Consider the following 25,196-nt stretch of genomic DNA (forward strand, 5'->3'; position numbering starts at 1 on the left):
TTCGGGACACACCCCTCGCGGAGATCGCCCACATCGGCGATCTTCCTTCCCCCCCGCGCGAGGGAGTCAGCTCCCCGGAAGGATGAGCCCCGACTCGTAGGCGCGGATCACCGCCTGCACCCGGTCGCGCAGGCCCAGCTTGGACAGCACGTTGCTGACGTGCGTCTTCACCGTGTGCTCGCTGACGACGAGGCGCCCGGCGATCTCGGCGTTCGACAGCCCGCGCCCGAGCAGCTCCAGCGTCTCCCGCTCGCGGGCGGTGAGCGCGTCCAGACCGGCCGGAGCGGGCCGGGGCCTGGCCCTGCTCACCATGTCGCCGATCAGGCGGCGGGTGACCGAGGGCGCGAGCAGCGACTCCCCCGCCGCGACGACGCGTACGGCGTGCACGAGGTCGTCGCGGCGCACGTCTTTCAGCAGGAAGCCGCTGGCCCCCGCGTGCAGGGCGTCGTAGACGTACTCGTCCTGGTCGAACGTGGTCAGCATGACCACTCTGCAGCCGGTCTCGGCCGCTATGACCTTCGCGGCCTCGATGCCGTCCATACGCGGCATCCGGATGTCGAGGAGCACGACGTCGGGCCGCAGCGCCCGCACGGCCTCGACGGCGGCCCGGCCGTCGCCGGCCTCGCCGACGACCTCGATGTCCGGCTGCGCGTCCAGGATCATGGCGAACCCGCCGCGGACGAGTTCCTGGTCGTCCGCCACCACCACTCTGATCACCGGGCCGATCACCTGGCCCATCACCGGGCCACCGCCGTCTCCACGAGCGGGAGCCGTACGGTGACCCGGAAGCCGGCGCCGTCCGGCCCGGGGCCGAAGGCGGCCCGGCCACCGCAGGCGGCGGCCCGCTCCCTGATACCGATCAGCCCGTTGCCGCCGGCCGCCGGGCTCGGCGTTCCCGGCCCGCGTCCGTCGTCGATGACAGTGATCACGAGATCGTCGTCCTCCCAGTCGACCGCCACGGTCGCCGACGCGGCCCGGGCGTGTTTGACGATGTTGGTAAGCGATTCCTGGACGACCCGATAGGCCGCGACGTCGAGGTCCGGAGGGACCGGCCGCGGTCGTCCCCGCACGGTGAGCGTCGTGCGCGGCCCGGTCGCGGACACCGCGGCGACCAGTTCGGGCACCCTGGCGAGCGTCGGCTGCGGACCCCGGGACGCCTCGGTCTCCTTGAGGACCCCGAGCATCCGCCTGAGCTGCGCCATCGCGTCCCGGCCCGCCGCCGCGATCGCGTCGAAGGTCTTCTCTGCCCGTTCGGGGTCGCCGCGCACGACCACCGGTCCGGCCTCGGCCTGCACGACCATCAGGCTGACCGCGTGCGCGAGGATGTCGTGCATGTCGCGGGCGATCCTGGCCCGCTCCCGCTCCGCCGCCCGCTCGGCCTCGATCTCCTTCTGCCGTTCGAGCTGCACGGCCCGTGCCTCCAGCGCGGCGGAGTACGCCTTCCGCATCGCGGCGGCCCGGCCGACGGCGTACGCACCGGCCCACAGGACCACGCCGCGCGCCGTGGTGGCGAGCCCGGTCTGGATGAGGAATCCCAGACCGACGAAGGCCGCGGCCAGATAACGGCGCACGGGCGGACTCTTCTCCGCGACCGTGTACATCGCGACCAGCGAGCCGAACCAGATGGGCTGTGCGGGCTGGATCGGGTCGTACAACGCGTACCAGCCCATGGAGACGGCGACGACGAGGTGGCAGGTCACGGGCATGCGCCGCCGCCACAGCAGCGGGATCGAGGCCCCGAGCACCGGCAGATACTCGGCGACGGTCCAGGGCGGGCGGCCGGGAGCCGGCTGGGTGAGGAGGAAGGGCGCGGACTGCCCGGCGAGCACCGCCAGCACGAGGACCGCGTCCACGACGGGCGGGGGCAGGCCCCGCAATCGGCTCTTCAATCGGCTCTGCAATCGGGACTTCAGGGACGACAGTGACACAACGCCCCAGTATCGCCAGTCCGGGGGGTCGGCGGATCGCCCGTACGAGCGATCCCGCGGCGGCGATGAACGTTTCATGAAACCTTGTCGCCACTCCGTTAACCGGTTAATTTGTTCGGCCAGCAGACGAACTAAATGACTCCGTCCCCGGCCGGAAGGATCGCACCCATGAGCCAACCCCCCGGCGGCCTCCTGACAAGCCGCCGCGGATTCCTCGGGCTGGTCGGCGCGGGCGCGCTCGCCGCCGCAGGCCTCACCGGCTGCGCGGCCAAGAAGGAAGTGTCCAAGGGCACCGCCGTCGCCGCCGACAAGCTCAAGGGCCTCGTGCCCACCCGCGTGCCGTTCCAGGTGCCGGGCCTGTCGCCCGACCTGCCGGCCTCCGAATTCGTCGAACCCGGCTTCCTGACCAGGCCGGGCACGACGGTCCAGGCCGTCACCGCCAAGCCGATCACCAGCGGCGCGGAGGTGAGGGCGATGACACCGCTGTGGGGCACCGTCCCTCCCGGCCTCGGCGACAACTCCTACTACGACGCCGTCAACGAGCGGCTCGGCGGGGTCGTCCGGTTCAACATCTCCGACGGCAACACCTACGTCGACAAGCTGAACACCCTGCTCGCCAGCGGCGACGTCCCCGAGATGATCCAGATCCCGGGCTGGAACATCGACTCCATCGCCCACTTCACCGAGGCGGCCAACAAGCTCTTCGCCGACCTGTCGCCCTACCTCGCGGGCGACAAGGCCAAGGAGTTCCCGCTGCTGGCCAACTACGACACCGCCGCGTGGACGTACGGCGTGTTCGGCGGCGTGCTCCAGGGGATCCCGTGGCAGAACGCGCCCTACCCGTTCGCCACGATCGTCCGCACGGACATCCTCGACGAACTCGGCCTGTCCGTGCCCAAGAGCGCCGACGACCTGCTCACGCTGGGCAGGGAGCTGACCGACCCGAAGAAGAAGCGCTGGGCGTTCGGCGACATGGGCCAGGAGCTCCAGCGGGCGTTCGGCGCCCCGCGCGAATGGCGCAAGCAGCCCGACGGCACGCTGATCTACAAGTACGAGACGCCGGAGTTCCTGCAGTCGATCGAGCTCATGACCAAGCTGTTCGAAGCGGGATACGTCCACCCGGACGTCGTGGCCAACCAGTTCGCCGACCACAAGGAGCCCTTCGGCAGCGGGCAGCTCGTCATGTACAAGGACGGGCTCGGCGCGATCCACGAGATCCTCGGCCGCTACCTGCCCAGCAACCCGAAGATCGACGTACGGGCGGCCGACCCCTATCCGGCCCACCCGGGCGGCAAGGTCATCGTCTGGCGCAACGAGCCCGCCGGCATGTTCTGCTTCATCAGGAAGGGCCTCGGCGACGCCCGCACCCGCGAGCTGCTCGGCATCGCCGACTGGTGCTCCGCGCCGTACGGCACGCAGGAGTACGACCTGGTGAACGACGGCGTCGAGGGCAAGCACTTCACGATCAAGGACGGGCAGGTCCAGCAGACCGCGCTCGGCCGCAAGGAGGTCGCCCCGACGTACCTGTTCCTGGCCGGACGGCCCGGCGCGATCACCGAGAACCAGTATCCCGGCTACGTCGAGGCGTACCACGGCTGGGAGCAGACGGCCTCGCGATACCTGGAGAACGACCCGTTCGTCGGCGTCCGGGTCGAAAGGCCGTCCAAGATGGCCGGGCTGACCCAGCCGACCGAGGACAAGATGAACGAGATCTTCCGCGGCAAGCGGCCGGTCTCGGAGTGGGCCCAGATCGTCAAGGACTGGCAGGAGCAGGGCGGCAACGAGGCCCGCGAGTTCTACATGAAGGTCGCCAGGGAGAACGGCCGGCTGTGAGCGCCGACGCGGACACGAAGAGCGTGACGGAGGTCCGGCCCGGGGCGACCCCGGCCGGGCCGGCCGTCGGCGCGCGGCAGGACTCCTTCGCCGCGCGGCTGCGCCGCGACTGGCCGCTGCTGGTCATGGCCATGCCGATGCTGGTGCTCGTCACCGCCTTCTGGTGGGTCCCCGCGCTGGGGAACGTCATCGCCTTCCAGGACTACAACCCGTTCAGCGGCGGCATCCTCGGCAGCCCGATCATCGGTTTCACCAACTTCGCCCAGCTGTTCGGCGACCCGCAGTTCATCCGGGCGGTGGTGAACACCCTGGGCATCACCGCGTTCCAGCTCGTCTTCTACTTCCCGGTGCCGATCGCGCTCGCGCTGCTGCTCAACAGCGTGGTCTCCGGGCGGCTGCGGGCCTTCATCCAGGGCGTCGTCTACCTGCCTTACTTCTTCTCCTGGGTGCTGGTGGTCGCGATCTTCCAGCAGATGTTCGGCGGCGCCGGCCTCATCGCGCAGATCCTGCGCGATCACGGGCACTCGGGCATCGACTGGATGACGAACTCCGACACGTTCATCCTGCTCGTGACCGCGGAGACGGTCTGGAAGGACGCCGGCTGGGGCGCGATCGTGTTCCTCGCCGCGCTCAGCACCATCGACCAGAACCTGTACGAGGCCGCCGCGGTCGACGGGGCCCGCCGGTGGCGCCGCATGTGGCACATCACGCTGCCGGGCCTGCGCCCGGTCATCGTGCTGCTGCTGATCCTGCGGCTCGGCGACGCGCTCAACGTCGGCTTCGAGCAGTTCATGCTGCAGCGCGGCGCGGTCGGCAGCAAGGTGTCGGAGGTCTTCGACACCTTCGTCTACTGGTCCGGCCTGCGCACGGGCGACTTCGGCTACGGCGCGGCGGCGGGGCTGTTCAAGGGCCTGGTCGGGCTGGCGCTCATCCTGGTGGCCAACCGGGTGGCGCACGCCCTGGGCGAGCGGGGGGTGTATTCGCGGTCATGAGCACAACGAAGGTCTCCGGGCTCGCGCCCTGGGAGGAGCCGGGCTCGGTCGCGGGCCGGATCGGCAAGGGCGGTGTGCTCGCGCTCATCGTGCTCGCCGTGCTGCTGCCGCTCTACACGATCGTGCTGACCAGCCTGTCGTCGGCCGGCACGGTGAACCGGGTCGGCGGTCTGGTGCTGGTGCCGGACGGCATCACGTTCGACGCGTACCGCCAGATCTTCTCCGACAGCGTGGTCAGCCGCGCGGTTCTGGTCAGCACCGGCGTCACCGTCGTCGGCACCGCCGTCAGCCTCGGTGTGAGCGTCCTCGGAGCGTACGCGCTGTCGCGGCCGGGCACGCTGTTCCACCGGCCGATCCTGTTCTGCGTGCTGCTGATGTTCGTGTTCTTCCCCGGCCTGATCCCGACCTACCTGATGGTCGCCTCGCTCGGGCTGAAGGACACGTACTGGTCGCTGATCCTGCCGTCGGCCGTGTCGGCCTTCAACGTCGTCGTGCTGCGCGCGTTCTTCATGAACATCCCGCGCGAGCTGCTCGACAGCGCCCGCATCGACGGCGCCGGGGAGTTCCGCATCCTGTGGCGGATCGTCCTGCCGCTGTCGAAGGCGGTCACGGCGGTGATCGGCCTGCTCTACGCGGTCGGCTACTGGAACGCGTGGTTCAACGCCATGCTCTACATCGACGACACCCGCATGTGGCCGCTGGCGCTGGTCCTGCGGTCGTACGTCGTGGACTCCAACCCGCTCCCCACGGCCACCGTGGGTGTGAACGGCTTCGGCCACGTCGCGCCGCCGACTCTCGCGATCAAGATGGCCATCGTCGTCATCGCCGTGCTGCCCGCCCTGGTCATCTACCCGTTCGTGCAGCGTCACTTCACCAAGGGCGTCATCATCGGCGCCATCAAGGGCTGATGTGCATGCCGCTGTGGTACGGAGGGGACTACAACCCGGAGCAGTGGCCCGAGGAGGTCTGGGCCGAGGACGTCGCGCTCATGCGCCGGGCCGGAGTCAACCTCGTCACCGTCGGCGTCTTCTCCTGGTCGCGGCTGGAGCCGTCCGAGGGCCGCTACACCTTCGGCTGGCTCGACCGGGTGCTCGATCTGCTCGCCGCCGGCGGGATCCGGGTGGACCTGGCCATCCCGACCGCCTCTCCTCCGCCCTGGTTCTCCCTGGCGCACCCCGACGCCCTGACCGTCACCCGGGACGGCGTACGGCTCACGCACGGCAGCCGCGACACCTACTGCGTGAGCGCCCCGGCGTACCGCGAGGCGTCGCTGCGGATCACCCGCGCCCTCGGCGAGCGCTACCGCGACCACCCCGCGACGGCGATGTGGCACGTGCACAACGAGTACGGCACGCCCTGCCACTGCGACCACGCCGCCGCGGCGTTCCGGGCCTGGCTGCGGGAGCGGTACGGCGGCCTCGACGCGCTGAACGACGCCTGGACGACCGCGTTCTGGGGCCAGCACTATTCGGACTGGGCACAGATCACCCCACCCCGGGCCACGCAGTATCTCCCCAACCCGGCGCAGGCGCTCGACTTCCGCAGGTTCGTCTCCGACGAGATGCTCGCCCACTTCACCGAGCAGCGCGACCTGCTGCGCGAGCTGACCCCCGGGGTGCCCGTCACCACCAACTACGTGCTGGCCGGCTGGGCCAGCGTGGACCACTGGAAGTGGTCGCGCGAGGTGGACATCGTCGCGATCGACGACTATCCCTCGGGGCGGGGCATGGCGGCGGCCGGGCAGACCGCGTTCGCCGCCGATCTGGCCCGGTCGTGGGCGGGCGGGCGGCCCTGGCTGCTGATGGAGCAGGCCACGGGATACGTTCTGGGCCCGCGTAAGGCGCCCAAGGAGCCCGGCGAGATCGCCAGGCACAGCCTGCAACACGTCGCCCGGGGCTCGAAGGGCGCGATGTTCTTCCAGTGGCGGGCCTCCCGCGGCGGCGCCGAGCAGTGGCATCCCGGCATGGTGCCGCACACCGGCCCGGACTCCCGCGTCTTCCGTGAGGTCTGCGCCCTGGGCGAGGCGCTGGAGCGCATTCCCGCACCCGTCGACGGCCCGCTCGCCGAGGCGGAGGTCGCCATCCTGTGGGACGAGGAGGCGTGGTGGGCGGTCCAGGGGCCAGGCCTGCCGTCCACCGAGATCGACTACCTGGCGGCCGTCGAGCAGGCCCACCGGGTGCTGTGGCGGCAGGGCGTCGCCGCCTGCTTCGCCCATCCGTCGCATGATCTGCCGGCGTACCGCGCGGTCCTCGTGCCGAGCCTCTATCCGATCTCCGACGAGGCCGCCCGCAACCTCGCGGCGTACGTGGAGGGCGGCGGCACGCTCGTCGTGTCGTTCTTCAGCGGAATCGCCGACGAGCACACCCGGATCAGGCCGGGCGGCTACCCGGGGGCGTTGCGCGAGATCCTCGGCATCCGCGTGGAGGAGTTCCACCCACTTGACGAGCCTGTCGAACTGCCGGAATTCGGCCAGGCGACGATGTGGAGCGAGATCGTCCACCTGGACGGGGCCGAGGCGGTCGCCCGCTACCCCGGCGGCGGGCCCGCCGTCACGCGCCACCGCCACGGCGGCGGCACGGCGTGGTACGTCTCGACGCGGCTCGACGATTCCGGCTACGCCCGGGTCCTCGCCCGCGCCGGGCTGGCCGGGAGCGGCGTCCCCGGCGTCGAGGTCGTACGCCGCCAGGACCTGGTCTTCGCCGTCAACCACACAGAAGACGAGCAGCCCGTGCCGGTTCACGGCACCGACCTGATCACCGGCAGGCCCGCCGGCGGCAGGCTCGGTCCCGGCGGATACGTCGTCGTGCGCCTGTAGGGGTCAGCGTCCGACGGGGATCCGGGGAGCCGGCGTCTCGGCGGGCGGCCGGCGGTGCCGGGCGGCCTCCTCCGTCTCCGGCTGCGTCTGCTCCCGCGTGGGGCGGCCCTCGGCCCTCCGGATCTCGTTCTCCAGGTCGTCCGCCGTCTGCGCCTCCAGCATGCGGGGCACGATCGCGGTCCCGGCCCGGGGGACGGCCCAGAAGCTTCCGGTGCGCTCGCCGTACCAGACCATCCAGCCGGGCGCCCTGGCCGTGAGCGCCCGCGCCGCGTTCCTGCCCGCGGTGATCTCGTCCGCCATGCCGATCCTCCCGTTCGCCGTACTTCCGGGGAACCGGCCCTCTACCCGCGCGCGGACGGGTCAAGCGCCGGCGCCTGGCATTCCCGTGACCTTCCGGATAGACCGGTCAGGCATGAGCCACGGGCCCGGCAAGGTCGGTAATGCGCTCCTCAAGAAGGAATGGGAAGAGTAAGCATTTTTCGAGAAAGGCGGGATACGCCCCATTTGTCTGGCTAGCTGGTATATTTGAGGAACTCCAGTCTCCACATCCGCGAGACCGGGCGGCCCGTGCCGGCCACCACGTCCGCAAGCCCGCCTCCGGCGATCACCCGAAGGCCGCGAGCCCCTGTGACACAGGGGTTTCCCCGTGATCCCGGGAGGTTCGGGACACACCCCCGAAGATCGCCGCGAGCCCCAACTTCTTTACCTATTTGCCACATTCTGGCGTACAGGTGGGATTGCTGGACGTACCCGCATACCATCGACCGTCGCGCATTACCGGGACCTGACACTCTGCCGGGTAGCGTCGCTTAAGACAGTACGCCCGAAAAATATGGATGAAGGCGCGTATATGACAACGCAGCAGCTCGAGATTACTGTGAGCGATCACCAGCCGGCCGTCGTGGTCGCGCTGCGAGGTGAACTCGACATCGCCAGCGGGGACATGCTCCGGAGGGCGATCAGGAATCTTGTCCGCCAGGGTCGCATCAGGATCGTGGTGGATGCGTCCGGTCTGCGGTTCTGCGACTCCTGCGGCCTCGAAGCGCTACTGGACGCCCGGGACGACATCGAGAAGGCCGCGGGTTCCGTGCGGCTCACCGGAGTTCACGGCATCTTGAAGATCGTCCTTGAGGCGACCCGGCTGCGCGACACGTTCGTCATCGACGGCACGCCCGTCGAAGCCGTCGCCGCAATGGTGCTGTCGGCCTCGCACGACGTGTCCATGGTCTGAACACCCGATTGACCAAGCCGCCCCCGCCCTCTCGCCGAGGGCGGGGGCTTCCGCCTGCCGCGGTCGTTTGCGCCGGTCAGGTCCGGGTCCGCGCGGACGGATGGAACGGCCCCACACCGTTCATGGGAGGAACACGGACATGGATCAGTCCCGTGCACCCGTGCTGGAAGCGCTCGCGGCCTATCACCGGCGGGGAGACGTCAACTTCACGCCTCCGGGCCACAAGCAGGGGCGGGGAATCGATCCCCGGGTTCGGGACGTCCTGGGCGGGGACCTCTTCAAGAACGACGTGATGATCATGAACGGCCTGGACGACCGGCTGCAGACCAACGGCGTGCTCGAAGAGGCGCAGCAGCTCATGGCGGAGGCGGTCAACGCCGATCAGGCGTTCTTCTCCACCTGTGGCAGCTCCCTGTCGGTCAAGAGCGCCATGCTCTCCGTCGCCGGCCCCGGGGAGAGGCTGCTGGTCGCCCGCAACGCCCACAAGTCGGTCATCTCGGCACTGATCCTGAGCGGCGTCCAGCCCGTCTGGGTGCACGGGGACTGGGACGGCGACCTGCACATGTCGTATCCGCCCACGCCGCAGGCGGTGGAGGAGGCGTTCAAGGAGGCCCCGGACGCCAAGGGCGTCATCGTCGCCAGCCCGGTGGACTACGGCACCTGCGGCGACCTGCAGGGGATCAACGAGGTGTGCCGCCGGTATGACCGGACGTTCATCGTGGACGAGGCGTGGGGCGCCCACCTGCCGTTCCACGAGGACCTGCCCACGTGGGGCATGAACGCCGGGGCCGACCTGTGCGTGACGAGCGTCCACAAGATGGGCAACGGGCTGGAGCAGAGCTCGGTGTTCCATCTGCAGGGCAACCGGGTGGACCCGGCCGTGCTCAAGGCCCGCGAGGACCTGCTCGGCACGACCAGCCCCTCCACTCTGATCTACGCGGCGCTCGACGGCTGGCGCAGGCAGATGGTGGAGCACGGCGAGGACCTGCTCGACCGCACGCTGGGGCTCGCGGAGTCGGTCCGCAGGGAGATCGGCAAGATGCACGGCCTGTGGGTGCTGAGCAAGGAGAACACCCGCGCCTTCGACGTCGACCCCCTGAAGATCGTGATCGACGTGTCGGGACTCGGCGTCGACGGCTACCACGCCGCCGACTGGGTGCGCGAGCGCTGCCACGTCAACCTCTCCCTGAGCGACCACCGCCGCGTCAGCGCCGAGATCACCGTCGCCGACGGCGAGGAGACGGCCGGCATGCTGCTCGACGCGCTGCGCGCCCTGTCGTCGGCCCGCGACCTGCCGCCCGCGGCCGTGATCGACGTGCCCGAGCCGGGCGAGCTGGAGCTGGACATCGCGATGCTGCCCAGGGACGCGTTCTTCGGCCGGGTCGAGAACGTGCCCACCGGTCAGGCGGTGGGCCGGATCGTGGCCGAGATGGTGACGCCGTACCCGCCGGGCGCGCCCGCCCTGTGCCCGGGCGAGCGCATCACCCAGCCGGTGCTGAGCTATCTGACCAGCGGGCTCGAAGGCGGCATGAACATCCCCGACGTCAGCGACCCCAGTCTGAAGACGCTCCGCGTCGTCGCGGAGTGACGGTTCAGGACCGGCTCGGTCAGGCCCAGCAGGAGGCGGTCGTCTGCGTTGTGAGCAGCTCGGCCACGTCGTGCAGCCGGCCGCGCCGGGCGTACGCCGCCCGCTGACGCGCCGCCCCCGACCCACTGCGGCGCAGCCTCTCGAGCTGGTCGGTCAGCGGCGTCCAGTCGCCGTTCTCCTCCAGCACCGGCCGCACGTGTTCGAGCAGGCGATCGACCAGCCGCCAGGCCGGCACCCTGCCTCCGAAAGCCCTGCCTTCGGAAACCCCGGCTCCGGAAACCCCGGCTCCTCCGAGCAGATCGAGGGCGTCGCCGTCCACGCCGTCACGGGCGGCCCTCCAGTAGGCCGCCCGCAGCAGGGTGTCCTCGACCTCCGGGGCGGGCGCGCCGGCCCGCACCTCGCGCAGCGCCGTCTCGGCCAGCCCCCGCACCAGTCCGGCGAGCAGCACGGTCTCCGCGGCCGTCGGGCACACGTCGGCCGCGCGGATCTCCAGCGTCGGCACGTGATCGGACGGGCGGACGAGCCAGTAGATCATCCCGCGGTCGAGGATCGTTCCTCCGGCGAGCATGCCGTTGACCAGGCTCTCGTAGTGCTCGGCCGATCGGAAGAACGGCGGTGGCTCCGCGCTCGGCCACCTGCCCATCATCAGCGCACGCCAGCTGGCATAGCCGGTGTCCCGGCCGTCCGCGATCGGCGAGTTCGCCGCGAGCGCCTGCAGGATCGGTAGCCAGGGCCGCAGGTGGTTGCTGACCCGCACCGCCTCCTCGCGGTCCGCGATCCCGACGTGGATGTGGCAGCCGCAGACGCCCTGACAGTCCATGATCGCCCCGAATTCGCGGAGCATGTCCTGATAGCGAGGGCACGACGACAGCGGCGGCACTCCCGCGTTGCCGTCCAGGGCGGTGCCGCACGCGAGGAGCGCGAGCCCCGCGCTCGCGGCGGCGCGGGCGGCCGCGCGGCGCATGTCCAGCAGATCGCCGTGCAGATCGTGCAGGCCGGTGTGCACGGCGCTGTTGCTCTCCAGTTGGAACTGCGTCAGTTCGAACACCAGCCGGTCCGCCCCCGGCCCTGCCGCCCGCTCGCGGATCGTCCGCGCCGCCGGGACGACCCGTCCGGTTCGCGGGTCGGCGAGCAGGAACTCCTCCTCGACTCCGAGCGTGAGCGTCGCCGAACTCACCGGTGCCTGCGCGACGAGGGAGGGTCCATGCGTGGCGTCGAACTGGACCTCCCTTGTCACGTCTGGCATAAGCGGTCTTTTCAGGAGGGGTCCAGTTGGTTAGTCCCCCACTCCCCCCGGCCATCGGGCAGGAAACCCCACATGGCGTTTCTTGACCGTCCGGCTCTCCGCAGGCCGTACGCCCCGGTAGTGGGACGTCGCTGCTCTAGACTGGCGAACCTGGCCGGGATTTCGGCCAGGCCCGTCCCCCTGCTTCCCCCCACCGTCCGCTCGTCCCCGCAGCGTCCGCCGAGGTGTGTTCCGTGACCGCCGCCGTCGTACTGACCCCCGTGTCCGCCCCGGTCGCCGACCACGTGCTGGTCGTCGCGCTCGACGGCGCCCTGGACTACACGAACGCCGAGCTGTTGCGCCGCGACGTCGAGGCGGTCCTCGGCGCGGAGCACCGCGAACTCGTCCTCGACCTGAGCGACTTGGGCTTCTGCGACTCCACGGGCATCCGGATCCTGCTGTCCATACGGAAGCTGATGCAGGAGCGCGACGGCGCGGTGACGCTGGCGGGCCCGAACGCCCGGCTGGCGAGGATCTTCAGACTCACCGGATTGATCAATGCCTTCACCGTCGCGCCGAGTTTGGCCGAGGCCCTCGACGCGGTCGGCGCGCGGTCAACTCCCAGGTGAAGGCAGGCAAAGGGTAACGAGACGGTAGCCTCGAAGGCATCGGGCGGCAGACCCGGCCGGGAAAGACGGCGGCGAGGAGGACAGGTGGTGGATCATCGCCGGCAGTGGCCGATTACGGATGATCTCGCGGCGCTGCGCGAGAACATCCAGCGCTACGCCGCGCAGGCGGGCCTCACCGGCCCCCGGCTGGACGATCTCGTCATCGCCGCCAACGAGGCCGCCATCAACGTGCTCGAACACGGAGGGGGAGCCGGCACGCTGGCGATCTCCTGCGACGGCGGCGTGCTCGCCGTCGACGTCGCCGACCGCGTCGGCGTCCTGCGGCCCGGCGCCGTGCCGAGCGAGCGGCCCAGCGGCCGCGGCGACCGCGGCTTCGGCCTGTGGCTCATGGGCGAGCTGTGCGACTCGGTGACCATCGACCGGATCCCCGGGCAGTCCACGATCCGGCTGTTCATGCAGGTCGGCGAGGGTGCCGCCCTGGGGCGCAGCGCCCACTCCGTCTGAGCGGGCGCCCGCCCCGTCGCGGACCCAGGAGGCGCCGGGCTGAACCCTGCGTCTCGTCCCCCGGCCTGCCCCCGGTCGGCCCCTGGTTGACCCTGGTTATCGTCCGGATCCCGTAAACCGGGCCGTCACGGCTCTCCGGCCGCCTTAACCTGGGTCCGCGACCACCTCCTCATGGCTGCTGGACGGCTACCTGAGGAATGCCCATGACGCGGCGGCAACCGCGATCAGGGCGCAGAGGCGGATGGTCCGGGGTGTGCTGTCAACCACGTCCCGGACCGCTCTGGCCACCTCGCCGATCCACGAGCCGAACTCCGGGTCGTGAATCCGCCCTTCGTGACGGCGTCCCCCGCTCCCGCGGGGCCTGATAGCAGTCATCGGGGCCCCCTCCCCATATGCGCTGTCCGAGATCGATGTCTCGGAACTGTCGATCGGCCCGATCAGGAATCCGTTGCCTGCCGGTCCGAGGCGCACCATGGGCGGAATCCCCGCCGCTGCCGCGCCGCCGACCCGGTAGGAGGGATTCCGGACCTTTCCCTGATGTTCACAGGTGACCCACCGCGCACGCAACGAATACGAGCGGGATTCGAGGTTCCGTACGAAGGGTGACGATCAGATCACAGCTTGCGATAGCTTTTGATCCTGATTTGTCCAGCGGTGCGAAGTTCGCTGTCCGATTTGTCCGTCGCGCTTTCCGGAATTTTGGGTCAGCGCGCGACACGCCGCCATTTGTCTCAGAGGACGGCATCGGGCGGCATATCCGGGCCGCCGCGCCACGTCTCCACAAGTCGGGGACCGCGCTCGGATGGGGATGTGTCCAAGACGATGTTACCGAAAGTGACGCCTCCGTCACGCATCAACGACCGGGTGGCGGCTTCAGCCCCCGAGGTCGCGTACGGCGTTCTCGAGGCACCGCGTGAGCGCCTCCACCCGCTCCTCCGTCACCGGCTCGTCGCCGTGGGCCTCGGACAGGTCCGCGCGGCGCACCACCACGAGCGCGCGGTGCCTCTCGTCGATCTCATCGAGCGGCAGCACGCGGCACTCGCCCCGGACGAAGACCAGCGCGACGTCCGGGTCGGCCGACTCCAGCAGCCGCCGTACGCAGTCGGGGTCCAGCAGCGCCATCGCGCCTCCCTCGCCGGTGTCTCCTACGGCCGCGTGCCCGCGCCCGTCGTGACCTCCTTGATCCGCTCCCGGCCCGAGTCGGGCGCGAGCGGCGGGGTCTGCATGCCCGCCCCGCGCCGCATTCCCTCGATCACGGCGCGCAGGGCGTCCACCGCGCTGTGCCGGGGCCGCCAGCCCAGCTCCTCGCGGGCGCGGGAGGTGTCCATGATCGGCACCTGCAGGACCATCTCCACCATGCCGGGCGAGGCCGGGATCAGCCGCAGATGCCAGCCGGCCGACACCGCCGTGCGCACCACCGCGGCCGGGACCGGCACCCGCCGCGCGCCGAGCAGGTCCGCCAGCACCGCGGGGTCGATCACGGGGTCGGCGGCGATGTTGAACGCCCCCCGCACGTCGCGGGTGAGCGCCAGCCGGAACGCCTCGCCGGCGTCCCGCGAGTGGAGCGCCTGGAACCGCAGGCGCGGCATGTCCGGCACGAACGGGATCAGCTCCGCCCGCACCAGCCGCTGCGGCAGGAACGGCCCGGCGAACAGCCGCCGCTGCTCGGTCGCGGCCTCCTCCTTGAAGATGAACCCCGGGCGCATCCGCACCACGCGGATGTCCGGGTGGTCGCGCTCGAAGATGTCGAGCACGCGCTCGATGTAGGCCTTCTCCCGTCCGTACGCGGCGTTCGGCCAGCCGTGGGTCGGCCAGGACTCGTCGACGGGCGGGTCCTTCGGCCCGGGCGAGTACGCCCCCACGGACGACGAGCAGACGAGGACGGAGACCCCGGCGCGGACGGCGGCGTCGAAGACGCGCATGCTGCCGAGCACGTTGGAGTTCCAGGTGGTGATCGGGTCGTGCGAGGGCTGGAACAGCCAGGCCAGGTGCACGACCGCGTCGGCGCCGGCGAAGATCGGATCGAGGTCGTCCCTGAAGACGTCGGCCGTACGCCACTCGGTCTTCGCCGGCTGCCAGCCCGGCTTCCGCCTGGCCACGCCGACGACGGAGGTCACGCCGGGCTCGGACTCCAGGGCCGCGAGCACGCTCGTGCCGACGTTTCCGCTCGCACCAACCACGACAACTCGCATGAAAGACTCCGTTTCCCGGCACCAGTCATCACAAACCGCGATTGCGGCCATCCCCGACAAATCGCCGATCATGCACCCCACGCTCGCCCGGCTGGAGCGAGCCCCAAGATGGAGCTCCAGATTTCCCCTGGGACAATGCGGGGAAATCAGTGGTGGCGCGGGAATACCGCTACCTAGGAGGATTAAGTTCTCAATCTGGTCAGAGAGGCGGAGCGGCAGAGATGGCTCAGATCGTCGGTGGCGGACGCCCCGTCAATGACGCCGAGCGAAGGGTCATCGCGCACCTGCGGGACAACGCCCCTGACGACTGGCTGTTGCTGCACAACATCGAGATCCCGCGTGGGGCCGACCTGTTCGAGGTGGACGTGGTCGTGCTCACCGGCCACTCGCTCGTGGTGATCGACGTGAAGGGAGCCCGGGGCCGGTTCGAGGTGTCGGGCACCCGGTGGTTCCCCCAGCACCGGGAGGCGTTCGGCTCGCCGGTGGCCAAGCTGCGCGGCACCGCGCGGGCGCTGAAGGGCCTGCTGATCGAGGAGCACCGCGAGCTGGAGCGGTTGTACGTCGACAACGTGGTGGTGCTGACCGCCCCCGGAGCCGTGCTCGTCGACCCCAGCGGCCGGGACGCCCGGCACGTCACCACGATCCCCGGGCTCATCCCCATGCTCAGCGACGCGTCCCGGGTGCGGCACGGATGCAGCCGCGACGCCGAGCCGTACCGCACCGCGATCCTGGAGGCGCTGAACGGCACCGTGCGCCGCTCGACCGCGCCCCCGCGCTTCGGCAACTGGGAGGTGGAGGAGCAGCTCGGCGGCGACAGCCGGGTCACCGAGTATCGCGCCATCAACGCGATCGCCCCGACCAGCGGGACCGTGCTGCTACGGGTCTACCGCGCCGACCCGATGGCCGAGCAGCGGCGGCGGGTGGCCGAGCAGCGCCGGATCGCCAACGCCTACCAGTCGCTCGCGAAGATCCCGCCGCATCCCTGCGTCGTACGCTCACGGGACTTCTTCGCGATCGACGACGAGAGCCGGTTCGTGCTCGTGCTCGACGACGTCCACGGGCAGGCCCTGCACCTGCACCTCAGCGGGCGCAAGCTGGGCATCGACGCCAAGCTCGCCGTGATGGAGGACATGCTGGACGGCCTCGCCCACGTCCACGCCAACAACGTCATCCACCGGGCGCTGACCCCCGCCTGCGTGCTCGTCACCGACGGCGGCAACGCGATGCTGACCGGCTTTGACTACGCCAAGCCCGGCCCGCGCAAGCACACCGTGGCCAACGAGCTGCCCAACATCCTCGACGTCCACTACGTCGCCCCCGAGTGCCGGGCCCGCCCCGACCGGATGACCCCCGCCGCCGACGTGTACTCGGCCGGGGTGATCGCCTTCCAGCTCCTCACCGGCGAGCTGCCCGCGCCCGGCGTGGACGCCGAGCCGGACGCCGGAGGCGTCGCCCCCGAGGTCATGGACCTCGTACGGCGGATGCGCGACCCCACACCGGCCAAGCGGCCCGACGCGGCCACGGCCCTCGCGGAGCTGCGGGTGGCCCGCGACGCCCAGCCCCGGCGGCGCGCGCCGTTCGGCGGCAGGATCAGGAGCGCACTGCGCCGCCTGTCCCGTCACTGAGAGCCGGACACGGGACCTTCGCCACTTCTCCCACGGCCCGGGAAAGGCTAGCGTCCAGGTCATGATTCGGGTGTTCCTGGTGGACGACCACGAGGTCGTACGGCGTGGGGTGGCGGCGTTGCTGGACGCCGAGGACGACATCGAGATCGTCGGCGAGGCGGGGACGGCCGAGTCGGCCGTGGCCCGCATCCCCGCGCTGAAGCCGGACGTGGCGGTGCTCGACGTGCGCCTGCCCGACGGCAGCGGCGTGGACGTCTGCCGTGAGGTGCGCTCGAAGGTGCCCGGCCTGGCCTGTCTGATGCTGACCTCCTACGCCGACGACGAGGCGTTGTTCAACGCGGTCATGGCCGGGGCGGCCGGTTATGTGCTCAAGCAGATCCACGGCTCGGACCTGGTGGGCGCGGTGCGCACGGTGGCCGGCGGGCAGTCGCTGCTCGACCCGCAGACCACGGCCGCGATGCTGCACCGGCTGCGCGACCAGGCCGCGAAGAAGGACCCGCTGGCCGCGCTGTCGGACCAGGAGCGGCAGATCCTGGAGCTGATCGGCGAGGGCCTGACCAACCGCCAGATCGGCGAGCGGATGTTCCTGGCCGAGAAGACGGTCAAGAACTACGTGTCCAACCTGCTGAGCAAGCTCGACATGCAGCGCCGCACCCAGGCCGCCGCGCTCGCCGCCCGCCTCAAGGCCGGACGGGACGGCTGAGCCGGGGCCGATCGACGTCGACGACGGGACCTTCGTCCCTAACCCGGCGGCGGTCGATCCCGCAGGCTTGCAGACATGAAGCTCGACTCGGCCGGCCTGGAGATCCTCAGCGGAGGGGAATGCCTGGACCTGCTGGCCTCCGCCCCCATCGGCAGGATCGTCTTCACCGATCGTGCTCTCCCCGCCGTCCAGCCGGTCAACTTCTGCCTGCTCGACGGGAACATCGTCATCCGGACCGCCCCCGGTTCCAAGCTCGCCGCGGCAGCGCGCAACGCCGTCGTCGCCTTCGAGGCCGACGACTTCGACGTGACGTTCCGCCGGGGCTGGTCGGTGACCGCGGTCGGGCACGCCCGCGCGGTCTCGGAACCGGAGGAGATCGCCCGCCTGTCGGCGCTGCCGCTCACGCCGTGGGTGCCAGGAACCCACGACCACTTCATCGTCATGGCCCCCGAACAGATCTCCGGCCGCCGGCTCAACCGATAGCGCCCATGAAGAACGCCCGCCTCGTCTCCCGAGGCGGGCGCTCTCGTATGCGTCAGCGGGTGACCGTCAGGCGACGGCGGAACACCCAGTAGGTCCACGCCTGGTAGGCGAGGACCACCGGAGTGAAGATCGCCGCCACCCAGGTCATGACGCCCAGCGTGTACGGCGTGGACGCCGCGTTGTGGACGGTCAGGCTGTTGGCCGGGTCGAGCGCGGGCATGACGTCCGGCCACAGGCCGCCGAAGAGCGTGACGGTGACCGCGACGATGGCGGCCGCGTTGGCGAGGAAGGCCCACCCGTCCCGGCCGCGCAGCGTCGCGACGAGCGCGCCGGCGATCCCGGCGGCGGCGACCGCCACGCTCGCCCAGGTGCCCGCCGTGCCGGTCATGAGCTGCGTGACCAGCAGGAACGCCCCGCCCAGCACGAGGGCGGCCAGGCCGGTCCACCGGGCGGCCGTCCTGGCCCGTTCCCGCAGCTCGCCGGTCGTCTTGAGCGCGGTGAACACGGCGCCGTGCAGGGTGAACAGCGCCAGCGTGGCCGCGCCGCCCAGCAGAGCGTAGGGGGTGAGCAGGTCGAACAGTCCTCCGGTGTACTCGTGCCGGGCGTCCAGCGGGACCCCGCGCACGATGTTGGCGAAGGCCACGCCCCACAGGAAGGCCGGGCCGAGCGAGCCCCAGAAGAACGCGTGGTCCCAGCCCCGGGTGCTGTCGCTCTTCGAGCGATACTCCAGCGCCACCCCGCGCACGATCAAAGCCAGCAGGATCAGGAAGAGCGGCAGGTAGAAGCCGCTGAACAGGGTGGCGTACCACTCGGGGAAGGCGGCGAACGTCGCGCCGCCCGCGACCAGCAGCCAGACCTCGTTGCCGTCCCAGACCGGGCCGATGGCGCGCGTGAGCGTGCCGCGCTCGGCCTCGTCGCGGCCGAGGAACGGCAGCAGGACGCCGACGCCGAAGTCGAACCCCTCCAGCACGAAGTAGCCCGTCCACAGGACGGCGATGAGCAGGAACCAGACGGTGGTGAGCTCCATGAGATCGTCCTTCAGTACGACAGGGCGGGGAGAGCGGGCTCGTCCCGGTGGACCGCGTCCTCGGGCTCCGGCCCCTTCCGGATGAACTTCAGCAGCAGACGGACCTCGATGACCGCCAGCACGGCGTAGACCAGCGTGAACCCGATCAGGGTGGTCGCCACCTCGCCGACGTCGGAGCCCGGGGAGACGGCCGCGGCGGTCCGCATGACGCCGAACACGGTCCACGGCTGGCGGCCCATCTCGGTGAAGATCCACCCGAGCGTGTTGGCCAGGAACGGCAGGCCGATGCCGAGCACGCCGATCCGGTAGAACCAGGGGTTGCCGGGCAGCCTGCGGCGGCGGGTGAACCACAGACCGGCCAGCGCCAGCAGCCCCGCCAGGGCGCCGAAGCCGATCATCAGGCGGAACGACCAGTACGCGAGGCCGACGACCGGCCGGTAGTCGCCGGGTCCGTACGTCTTCTCGTAGCGCGCCTGGATGTCGTTGATGCCCTCGACCCTGCCGTCCAGGGTGTTGGTGGACAGCAGGCTCAGGCCGTAGGGGATCTGGACGTTGATGTGGTTGCGGCCGTTCTCCACGTCGCCGACCGCGAAGATCGAAAAGCCCGCGGAGGCCTCGTCCTCCCACAGGGCCTCGGCGGCGGCCATCTTCATGGGCTGCTGCCTCGTCATGATCTGCGCCTGCCAGTGGCCGCTCAGCATCACCCCGGCCGAGGCGGCCAGTGTGACGACCAGGGCGGCGCGGGCCGAGGCGCGGAACAGGTCCACCTCACGCCTGCGCGCGAGCTGCCAGGCGCTCACGCCGATGACGAACGCGCCGGCCGTCACGAACGCGCCGAAGATCACATGGGGGAACGTCGCGAGGGTGGTGACGTTCGTCAGCACGGCCCAGATGTCGGTGAGCTCCGCGCGTCCGGTGGCCGGGTTGAGCCGGTAGCCGACCGGGTGCTGCATCCAGGAGTTGGCCGCGAGGATGAAGTACGCGGAGATGTTCGTGCCGATCGCGGCCAGCCAGATCGTGGCCAGGTGGACCCTCTTCGGCAGCTTGTCCCAGCCGAATATCCACAGGCCGAGGAAGGTGGACTCCAGGAAGAAGGCCATCAGCCCTTCCATCGCGAGCGGCGCGCCGAACACGTCGCCGACGAAGCGCGAGTAGGCGCTCCAGTTCATCCCGAACTGGAACTCCTGGACGATGCCGGTGACCACGCCCATCGCGAAGTTGATCAGGAACAGCCTGCCCCAGAACTTCGTCATCCGCAGGTACGCCGCGTTACCCGTACGGTGCCAGGCCGTCTGGAATCCGGCCACGAGAACCGACAGGCCGATCGTGAGCGGCACGAACAGGAAGTGGTAGACGGTTGTGATGCCGAACTGCCACCGGGACAGATCCAGGACGTCCATGAGGGCTCCACAGTCATGAAGGGACGTCTGAAGCCTGACTCAGCCCGGATCATGGTCACAGGGCTGCCCGACCCGCCCCGGGGGGACCTTGGTCACTCGGTGGGAAATGATGGGGGCGTGCGTGCGCGTCCCGTCTCCCCGTCCCTGCTCGTGGAGGAACTCGCCGACCTGATCGCCGACCGGCCGCGCGACGCCTGGGTGCGCGTCGCCGTGGACGGCGCCCCCGCCGCCGAGCCGGGGCGGCTGGCCGACGACCTGGTGGAGCCGCTGCGCCTGCGCGGCCGGGAGGTCCTGCGGGTGCCCGCGGCCGGGTTCCTGCGCCCCGCCTCGCTCCGGCTGGAGTTCGGCAGGACCGACCCCGACGTCTTCCACGACGAGTGGCTGGACGTGGGCGGCCTCGTCCGCGAGGTGCTCGGGCCGCTGGAGGCGGGCCGTCCGGGCCGGGTGCTGCCCTCGCTGTGGGACAGCGAGCGCGACCGGGCCACCCGTGCGGACTACGTGACGCTGAAGCCGGGCGGGGTGGTGCTGCTCGACGGCGCGCTGCTGCTCGGGCGCGGCCTGCCGTTCGACGTGACCGTCCACCTGTCCCTGTCGGCCGCCGCGCTGGCCCGCCGCACGCCGCCGGAGGAGCGGTGGACGCTGCCCGCCTACGAGCGATACGAGCGCGAGACCGGGCCGCTGCGGGCCGCCGATGTGGTCGTCCGCGTCGAGGACCCCCGCCATCCCGCCCTGGTGATCCGATGACTCAGACCCTGATCTCTTCCCCGACCTCGGCTTCCCCGGCCTCGGCGGATGGCGTCGGGGCCCGCTTCGGTGCCCGGCGTCCGGGCATCCACCAGTTGGCCTTCCCGCACAGTTCCATCACCGCGGGGACGAGGACCAGCCGGATGACGGTGGCGTCGATCAGTACGGCGACCGCCATGCCGAGACCACCCTGCTTCACCGCGACGTCGGAGCCGAGCAGGGATGTCGTGAAGACGGCGATCATGATGGCGGCCGCGGCCGTGATGACCTTGGCGGTCCGCGCCATCCCGTGGGCGACGGCCGCCCGGGTGTCGCCGGTGCGCTCGTACTCCTCGCGCACCCGCGAGATCAGGAAGACCTCGTAGTCCATGGACAGGCCGAACAGCACGGGGAAAATCATCATCGGCACCCACGTCGTGATCGGCATGGCGGTGGGGAAGCCGAGGACCGAGCCCAGCCACCCCCACTGGACGACCGCGACGAGCACGCGGTAGGCGGCGCCGATCGACAGCAGGTTCATGACGGCGGCCTGCAGCGCGATCGTGACCGACCGGACCAGCGCGATCAGCAGCACCAGGGACACCGCGACGACGACCGCGATCATCAGGGGCAGGCGCGAGCCGACGTCATCGGCGGTGTCGATCGTCGCGGCGTTCGGACCGCCGACGTAGACTCCCCCGCCGCCAGGTGCCCCGGGCAGCACGTCGTCGCGGAGCCGGTGCACCAGGTCCGCGGTCGCCTCGTCCTGGTATCCGGTCGTGGGGAAGGCCATGAAGATCGCGGCCTGCCCGTCCTCGCTGACCTGAGGAGGCGTGGCGTAGGCGATGCCCTCGGTCGCGCCGACCGCTGCGACGAGGGGGCGCAGATCGGCCTGGCCGGATCCCACCTCGGTGGCGAAGATCAGGGGTGCGCCGTAGCCGGGGCCGAAGCCCTCGGAGAGGATCTCGTACGAGAGGTAACTGCTCCTGTCACGGGGCTGGACGCTGGCGTCGGGGTTGCTCAGCCGCATCGACAGCGTGGGAGCGGCCAGCACCACCAGGACCGCTCCGGCCAGAACGGCGGAGACCAGCGGCCTGCGCTGCACCACGCCGGCCCAGCGCTCGGCGAGGGTACGGCGCTCCCGGGACGTGCGACGGGGCAGGCGCAACGAGTCGATCTTGTGGCCGGTGAAGCCCAGGAACGCCGGCAGCAGAGTCACCGCCGCGATCATCGTCACGAGCACGATCGCCGAAGTGGCGACGGCCACCCCGGTCATCAGCCGCTGTCCCATGACGATCAGGCCCATCAGCGCGATCACGACGGTCGTGCCCGCGAACAGCACCGCGTGACCAGCGGTGGCGATGGCCTTGACCGTGGCGGTCTCGGGCTCGTCTCCGTCCCGCAGGCCGTCCTTGTAGCGGGTCACGATGAACAGCGCGTAGTCGATGCCGACGCCGAGCCCCACCATGGCGGCGATGACGACGGTGAAATCCGGCGCGGGGACCACGTAGCCCAGCAGCTTCATCAGGGCGATTCCGGCGACGATCGCCAGCAGCGCGGTCACGATCGGCAGGCCCATCGCCACCAGGGACCCGAAGGCGATGAACAGGATCACCGCTGCGGCCAGGATGCCCACGCTCTCGGCCGAACCCTGCGGAGGTGTCTCGGCCTTCTCCGCCTGAGTTCCGCCCAGCGCCAGCGTGACACCGTCGCCGGAGGCGTTCCTGACCATCTCCACCAAGGGCTTGACCTCGGTCTTGTCCACCTCCTTCCGGGTCAGCGGGACAGTCGTGCGGGCGATGCGGCGGTCCTGCGTCGCCAGGCTCCTGTCCTGGTACGGCGAGGTCACCGGCCCCACGACCGGTGAGGCCGCCAGATCGGCGAGCGTCTTCTCGATCCTCCGGCGGGCGACGGGGTCGTCGATTCCCCTCTCCGTCCTGATCGCGAGAGTCAGCGTGTCCCCCTGCCTCTCGGGGAAGTGCCTCTCGATCAGCACCTGCGCCTTCGCGGAGTCGGAGTCTCCGCCGGAGAAGTCGTTCTCGGGAGCGGCGCCGTAGCCGAAACCGGCGATCGCCAGGGCGACCACGCCGGCGATCCAGGCCAGGACTACCAGGCGGCGCCGCCGATGACAGAACCGGGCCAGTCTCGCCAGAGCTCCATCCGTACCGGGCCTGTGCCGTGCGAGAGAGTGATCGTTCATGGCGGCAATCGTCGTGCGGGTGAGGCCGCCGCGGCCTCTGACATCGGATGGCGGCGTCTACGCGATCGGACGTAGGCGTCTCCCGTTCCGCTACGCCCGCCGGGGTAGCGGCTCACGCGTCTGAGCGAAGCCTCGTCCGGGTGCGGAAACAGTACGATCACGGCATGAATCACCGTGCCGCGTCGCCCCCCGTGCATGTGGTGGCGCAGGATGTGGCACTCGCGCTCTTCGTCACCGTGATGCAGGTGCAGGGGACGCTCATCCGCGTCGCCGCCGAGGGGACGATCCGTCCGCTCACCGACTTCGGACACCTCGGGTTCGCGCTGCTGGCGGTGAACGGCCTGGTGCTGGCCGTCCGCCGCCGGTGGCCGGTCGCCGTGTTCGTCACCGCCGCGCTCGCCAGCCTGGTGTACTACGGTCTCGACTTCCCGGACGGGCCCGGCTGGCTCGGGCTCTTCGTCGCCCTGTACACCCTCGCCGCCTACGGTGACGGGCGCCGGTCGCTGGTGATCGCCGGTGTCGGCACCGGCGTGCTCGCCGTCTGGTGGCTGGTCGCGGCGGCCGACATCCAGCCGCGCGCCGCCATCGGATGGGTGTACTTCCGCATCGGCGCGTCGGTCATGAGCGTGGCTCTCGGCGAGTCCGTCCGGTCCCGGCGGGTCATCGCGGCCGAAGCGGAGGCGCGCGCGGAACTGGCCGAACGGACCCGTGAGGACGAAGCACGCGCGCGGGTCGACGCCGAACGGCTCAGAATCGCACGCGAAGTCCACGACACCGTCGCGCACGCCATCGCGATCATCAACGTGCAGTCCGGGGTCACCGCGCACGTGCTCGACAAGAGACCGGAACAGGCCCGCGCGGCGCTGCGGGCCATCGAGCAGACCAGCTCGCGGGCGCTGCACGAGATGCGCGTCATCCTCGGTGTGCTCCGTGACGACGACGACGGCCGCGCCCCCCACCCCGGCCTCGATCAGATCGGCGAACTCACCGCCAAGGCACGCGACGCCGGACTGGACGTCACGCTCGAAGCGCCCGCCCCTGAGACGCCGCTGCCGAGCGCGGTGGACAGCGCCGCCTACCGGATCCTGCAGGAGTCGCTCACCAACGTGATCCGCCACGTCGGTCCGACCCGGGTCACGGTCGCACTGAATCCGAGCGTCGACAGCCTGGAGATCCGCGTGGCCGACGAAGGCCGCCGCACCGGATCCGGCGGCGGCCCCGCGGATCGGGCATCCGGCGACGGCACGGACGCGCCGGCCGGGGCCGGCCGCGGCATATCGGGCATGCGCGAGCGCTGTCAGCTGCTCGGCGGAGACCTCGACGCCAAGCCGACTCCTGGCGGAGGGTTCGAGGTCAGGGCCCGGCTGCCCCTCGTACCGACCGGAGCGCGCCTATGAACACGGCATTCGTCCCACCGTCGGCCGCCTCTCCGATCAAGGTGCTGCTCGCCGACGACGAGAGGCTCGTGCGATCGGGGTTCAGACTGCTGCTCGACGTCGAGGACGACATCACCGTGGTCGGCGAGGCGACCAACGGGGCCGAAGCCGTAGAGAGCGCCCGCACGACCCGTCCCGACGTCGTCCTCATGGACATCCGCATGCCCAAGCTGGACGGGATCCGGGCCACGGCCGAGATCACCCGGATGCGTGGGCTTGAGCGCGTCCGGATCCTCATCCTGACCACCTACGACACCGACGCCTACGTTTTCGAGGCACTGCAGGCCGGCGCCAGCGGCTTTCTGCTCAAGGACGCGGGACCGGCCGAGCTCCTGCACGCCATTCGGGTGGTCGCCGCGGGAGAGGCCCTGCTGGCACCGCGGATCACCAGACGTCTCATCGGCCGGTTCACCGCGCTGCGGAAGGCGGCCAAGGCCGCGGACGACCGGCTCGCGGTGCTCACCGAGCGCGAGCGGGAAGTGCTGGCCCTGGTGGGCCGGGGCCTGAGCAACCACGAGATCGGCGCCGAGCTGTCCCTCAGCCCGGCCACCGCCCGCACCCATGTCAGCCGTGCGATGACGAAGCTGGCTGCGCGCGACCGCGCACAGCTGGTCGTCATCGCCTACCAGACAGGACTGGTCAGCCCTGACGGGTGACCGCGC

The 25,196-nt window shown here is 70.7% G+C and carries 23 protein-coding genes; 14 read left to right on the forward strand and 9 right to left on the reverse strand.

Translation table 11 applies throughout. The features are described 5' to 3' along the window. Positions 1–66 precede the first annotated feature (66 nt). Together ACIBK1_RS01500 and ACIBK1_RS01505 are read right to left on the reverse strand one after the other, a co-directional pair. A complete protein-coding gene (locus ACIBK1_RS01500; protein ID WP_030507836.1) occupies positions 67–738 on the reverse strand; it encodes a response regulator in 672 nt (223 codons plus the stop codon). Next, positions 738–1,889, reverse strand: coding sequence for a sensor histidine kinase (locus ACIBK1_RS01505; RefSeq protein ID WP_396731507.1), 1,152 nt, complete (start codon positions 1,887–1,889; stop codon positions 738–740). Before ACIBK1_RS01505 ends, ACIBK1_RS01500 begins: the two co-directional genes overlap by 1 nt. A gap of 207 nt (positions 1,890–2,096) precedes the next feature. Here ACIBK1_RS01505 and ACIBK1_RS01510 point away from each other — a divergent pair, with 207 nt between their 5' ends. The 4 genes from ACIBK1_RS01510 to ACIBK1_RS01525 are packed head-to-tail and all read left to right on the forward strand — an operon-like array spanning position 2,097 to position 7,568. Further along, positions 2,097–3,761, forward strand: coding sequence for an extracellular solute-binding protein (locus tag ACIBK1_RS01510; protein WP_396731510.1), 1,665 nt, complete (start codon positions 2,097–2,099; stop codon positions 3,759–3,761). Beyond that, complete coding sequence (locus ACIBK1_RS01515) at positions 3,758–4,753, forward strand: ABC transporter permease (protein ID WP_387067755.1); 996 nt, start codon at positions 3,758–3,760, stop codon at positions 4,751–4,753. The genes ACIBK1_RS01510 and ACIBK1_RS01515 overlap by 4 nt, the downstream gene beginning before the upstream one ends. Next, entirely contained in the window at positions 4,750–5,661 is a 912-nt protein-coding gene (locus ACIBK1_RS01520; protein ID WP_396731513.1) for a carbohydrate ABC transporter permease, read from the forward strand. Before ACIBK1_RS01515 ends, ACIBK1_RS01520 begins: the two co-directional genes overlap by 4 nt. Then, positions 5,661–7,568: a beta-galactosidase gene (locus tag ACIBK1_RS01525; protein WP_396731516.1), complete on the forward strand. Its 1,908-nt coding sequence runs from the start codon at positions 5,661–5,663 to the stop codon at positions 7,566–7,568. The genes ACIBK1_RS01520 and ACIBK1_RS01525 overlap by 1 nt, the downstream gene beginning before the upstream one ends. A 3-nt stretch (positions 7,569–7,571) precedes the next feature. On the opposite strand, the gene ACIBK1_RS01530 is transcribed toward ACIBK1_RS01525, so the two are convergent. Then, positions 7,572–7,868, reverse strand: a complete 297-nt coding sequence (locus tag ACIBK1_RS01530; protein ID WP_051761674.1) for a hypothetical protein — start codon at positions 7,866–7,868, stop codon at positions 7,572–7,574. A 550-nt stretch (positions 7,869–8,418) separates the two neighbouring features. Between ACIBK1_RS01530 and ACIBK1_RS01535 the strand changes: the two genes are divergently transcribed. Both ACIBK1_RS01535 and ACIBK1_RS01540 read left to right on the forward strand, forming a co-directional pair. After that, positions 8,419–8,799: an STAS domain-containing protein gene (locus tag ACIBK1_RS01535; RefSeq protein WP_051761673.1), complete on the forward strand. Its 381-nt coding sequence runs from the start codon at positions 8,419–8,421 to the stop codon at positions 8,797–8,799. 139 nt (positions 8,800–8,938) lie between these two features. Further along, positions 8,939–10,387 carry an aminotransferase class I/II-fold pyridoxal phosphate-dependent enzyme gene (locus ACIBK1_RS01540; protein ID WP_030507828.1) on the forward strand — a complete coding sequence of 483 codons (1,449 nt, stop codon included), beginning with the start codon at positions 8,939–8,941 and terminating at the stop codon, positions 10,385–10,387. Positions 10,388–10,406: 19 nt separating this feature from the next. Here the strand turns inward: ACIBK1_RS01540 and ACIBK1_RS01545 are convergent, their stop codons facing one another. Continuing rightward, a complete protein-coding gene (locus tag ACIBK1_RS01545) occupies positions 10,407–11,633 on the reverse strand; it encodes a carboxylate-amine ligase (RefSeq protein WP_363526080.1) in 1,227 nt (408 codons plus the stop codon). A 233-nt stretch (positions 11,634–11,866) separates the two neighbouring features. Between ACIBK1_RS01545 and ACIBK1_RS01550 the strand changes: the two genes are divergently transcribed. After that, complete coding sequence (locus ACIBK1_RS01550) at positions 11,867–12,241, forward strand: STAS domain-containing protein (protein ID WP_051761672.1); 375 nt, start codon at positions 11,867–11,869, stop codon at positions 12,239–12,241. An 84-nt stretch (positions 12,242–12,325) separates the two neighbouring features. Continuing rightward, positions 12,326–12,745 (forward strand): ATP-binding protein, encoded by a 420-nt coding sequence (locus tag ACIBK1_RS01555; RefSeq protein ID WP_357314650.1) that lies wholly within the window; start codon positions 12,326–12,328, stop codon positions 12,743–12,745. 873 nt (positions 12,746–13,618) lie between these two features. On the opposite strand, the gene ACIBK1_RS01560 is transcribed toward ACIBK1_RS01555, so the two are convergent. Next, on the reverse strand, positions 13,619–13,867 hold the full coding sequence (locus ACIBK1_RS01560; RefSeq protein ID WP_396731520.1) for a hypothetical protein: 249 nt from the start codon (positions 13,865–13,867) through the stop codon (positions 13,619–13,621). Positions 13,868–13,890: 23 nt separating this feature from the next. Then, the gene (locus tag ACIBK1_RS01565; protein ID WP_030507822.1) at positions 13,891–14,937 is read right to left on the reverse strand and encodes an NAD-dependent epimerase/dehydratase family protein; all 1,047 of its coding nucleotides are present in this window, start codon (positions 14,935–14,937) and stop codon (positions 13,891–13,893) included. Positions 14,938–15,158: 221 nt separating this feature from the next. On the opposite strand from ACIBK1_RS01565, the gene mads6 reads away from it, so the two are divergent. The 3 genes from mads6 (at position 15,159) to ACIBK1_RS01580 (ending at position 17,748) form a co-directional block, all read left to right on the forward strand. Then, positions 15,159–16,562, forward strand: a complete 1,404-nt coding sequence (gene mads6 / locus ACIBK1_RS01570; RefSeq protein ID WP_030507821.1) for a methylation-associated defense system protein kinase MAD6 — start codon at positions 15,159–15,161, stop codon at positions 16,560–16,562. Positions 16,563–16,623: 61 nt separating this feature from the next. Continuing rightward, positions 16,624–17,265 carry a response regulator transcription factor gene (locus ACIBK1_RS01575; protein WP_357321238.1) on the forward strand — a complete coding sequence of 214 codons (642 nt, stop codon included), beginning with the start codon at positions 16,624–16,626 and terminating at the stop codon, positions 17,263–17,265. A gap of 75 nt (positions 17,266–17,340) precedes the next feature. Further along, a complete protein-coding gene (locus ACIBK1_RS01580; RefSeq protein ID WP_030508720.1) occupies positions 17,341–17,748 on the forward strand; it encodes a pyridoxamine 5'-phosphate oxidase family protein in 408 nt (135 codons plus the stop codon). A gap of 52 nt (positions 17,749–17,800) precedes the next feature. Here ACIBK1_RS01580 and cydB read toward each other — a convergent pair whose 3' ends face one another. Together cydB and ACIBK1_RS01590 are read right to left on the reverse strand one after the other, a co-directional pair. Then, positions 17,801–18,775: a cytochrome d ubiquinol oxidase subunit II gene (gene cydB / locus ACIBK1_RS01585; RefSeq protein WP_030508719.1), complete on the reverse strand. Its 975-nt coding sequence runs from the start codon at positions 18,773–18,775 to the stop codon at positions 17,801–17,803. 11 nt (positions 18,776–18,786) lie between these two features. Next, entirely contained in the window at positions 18,787–20,175 is a 1,389-nt protein-coding gene (locus tag ACIBK1_RS01590; protein WP_396731525.1) for a cytochrome ubiquinol oxidase subunit I, read from the reverse strand. 117 nt (positions 20,176–20,292) lie between these two features. On the opposite strand from ACIBK1_RS01590, the gene ACIBK1_RS01595 reads away from it, so the two are divergent. Then, positions 20,293–20,919 carry a uridine kinase gene (locus ACIBK1_RS01595; RefSeq protein WP_396731528.1) on the forward strand — a complete coding sequence of 209 codons (627 nt, stop codon included), beginning with the start codon at positions 20,293–20,295 and terminating at the stop codon, positions 20,917–20,919. 1 nt (position 20,920) lies between these two features. Here ACIBK1_RS01595 and ACIBK1_RS01600 read toward each other — a convergent pair whose 3' ends face one another. Beyond that, on the reverse strand, positions 20,921–23,098 hold the full coding sequence (locus ACIBK1_RS01600) for an MMPL family transporter (protein WP_396731531.1): 2,178 nt from the start codon (positions 23,096–23,098) through the stop codon (positions 20,921–20,923). Positions 23,099–23,262: 164 nt separating this feature from the next. On the opposite strand from ACIBK1_RS01600, the gene ACIBK1_RS01605 reads away from it, so the two are divergent. Both ACIBK1_RS01605 and ACIBK1_RS01610 read left to right on the forward strand, forming a co-directional pair. Continuing rightward, positions 23,263–24,495 (forward strand): sensor histidine kinase, encoded by a 1,233-nt coding sequence (locus tag ACIBK1_RS01605; RefSeq protein ID WP_396731534.1) that lies wholly within the window; start codon positions 23,263–23,265, stop codon positions 24,493–24,495. Beyond that, entirely contained in the window at positions 24,492–25,190 is a 699-nt protein-coding gene (locus tag ACIBK1_RS01610) for a response regulator transcription factor (RefSeq protein ID WP_030508714.1), read from the forward strand. The genes ACIBK1_RS01605 and ACIBK1_RS01610 overlap by 4 nt, the downstream gene beginning before the upstream one ends. The last annotated feature ends 6 nt before the right edge of the window (positions 25,191–25,196 follow it).

Origin of the sequence: Microbispora rosea, from assembly GCF_044460045.1 — a bacterium.
In the GTDB taxonomy this organism is placed as follows: Bacteria; Actinomycetota; Actinomycetes; order Streptosporangiales; family Streptosporangiaceae; genus Microbispora; species Microbispora rosea.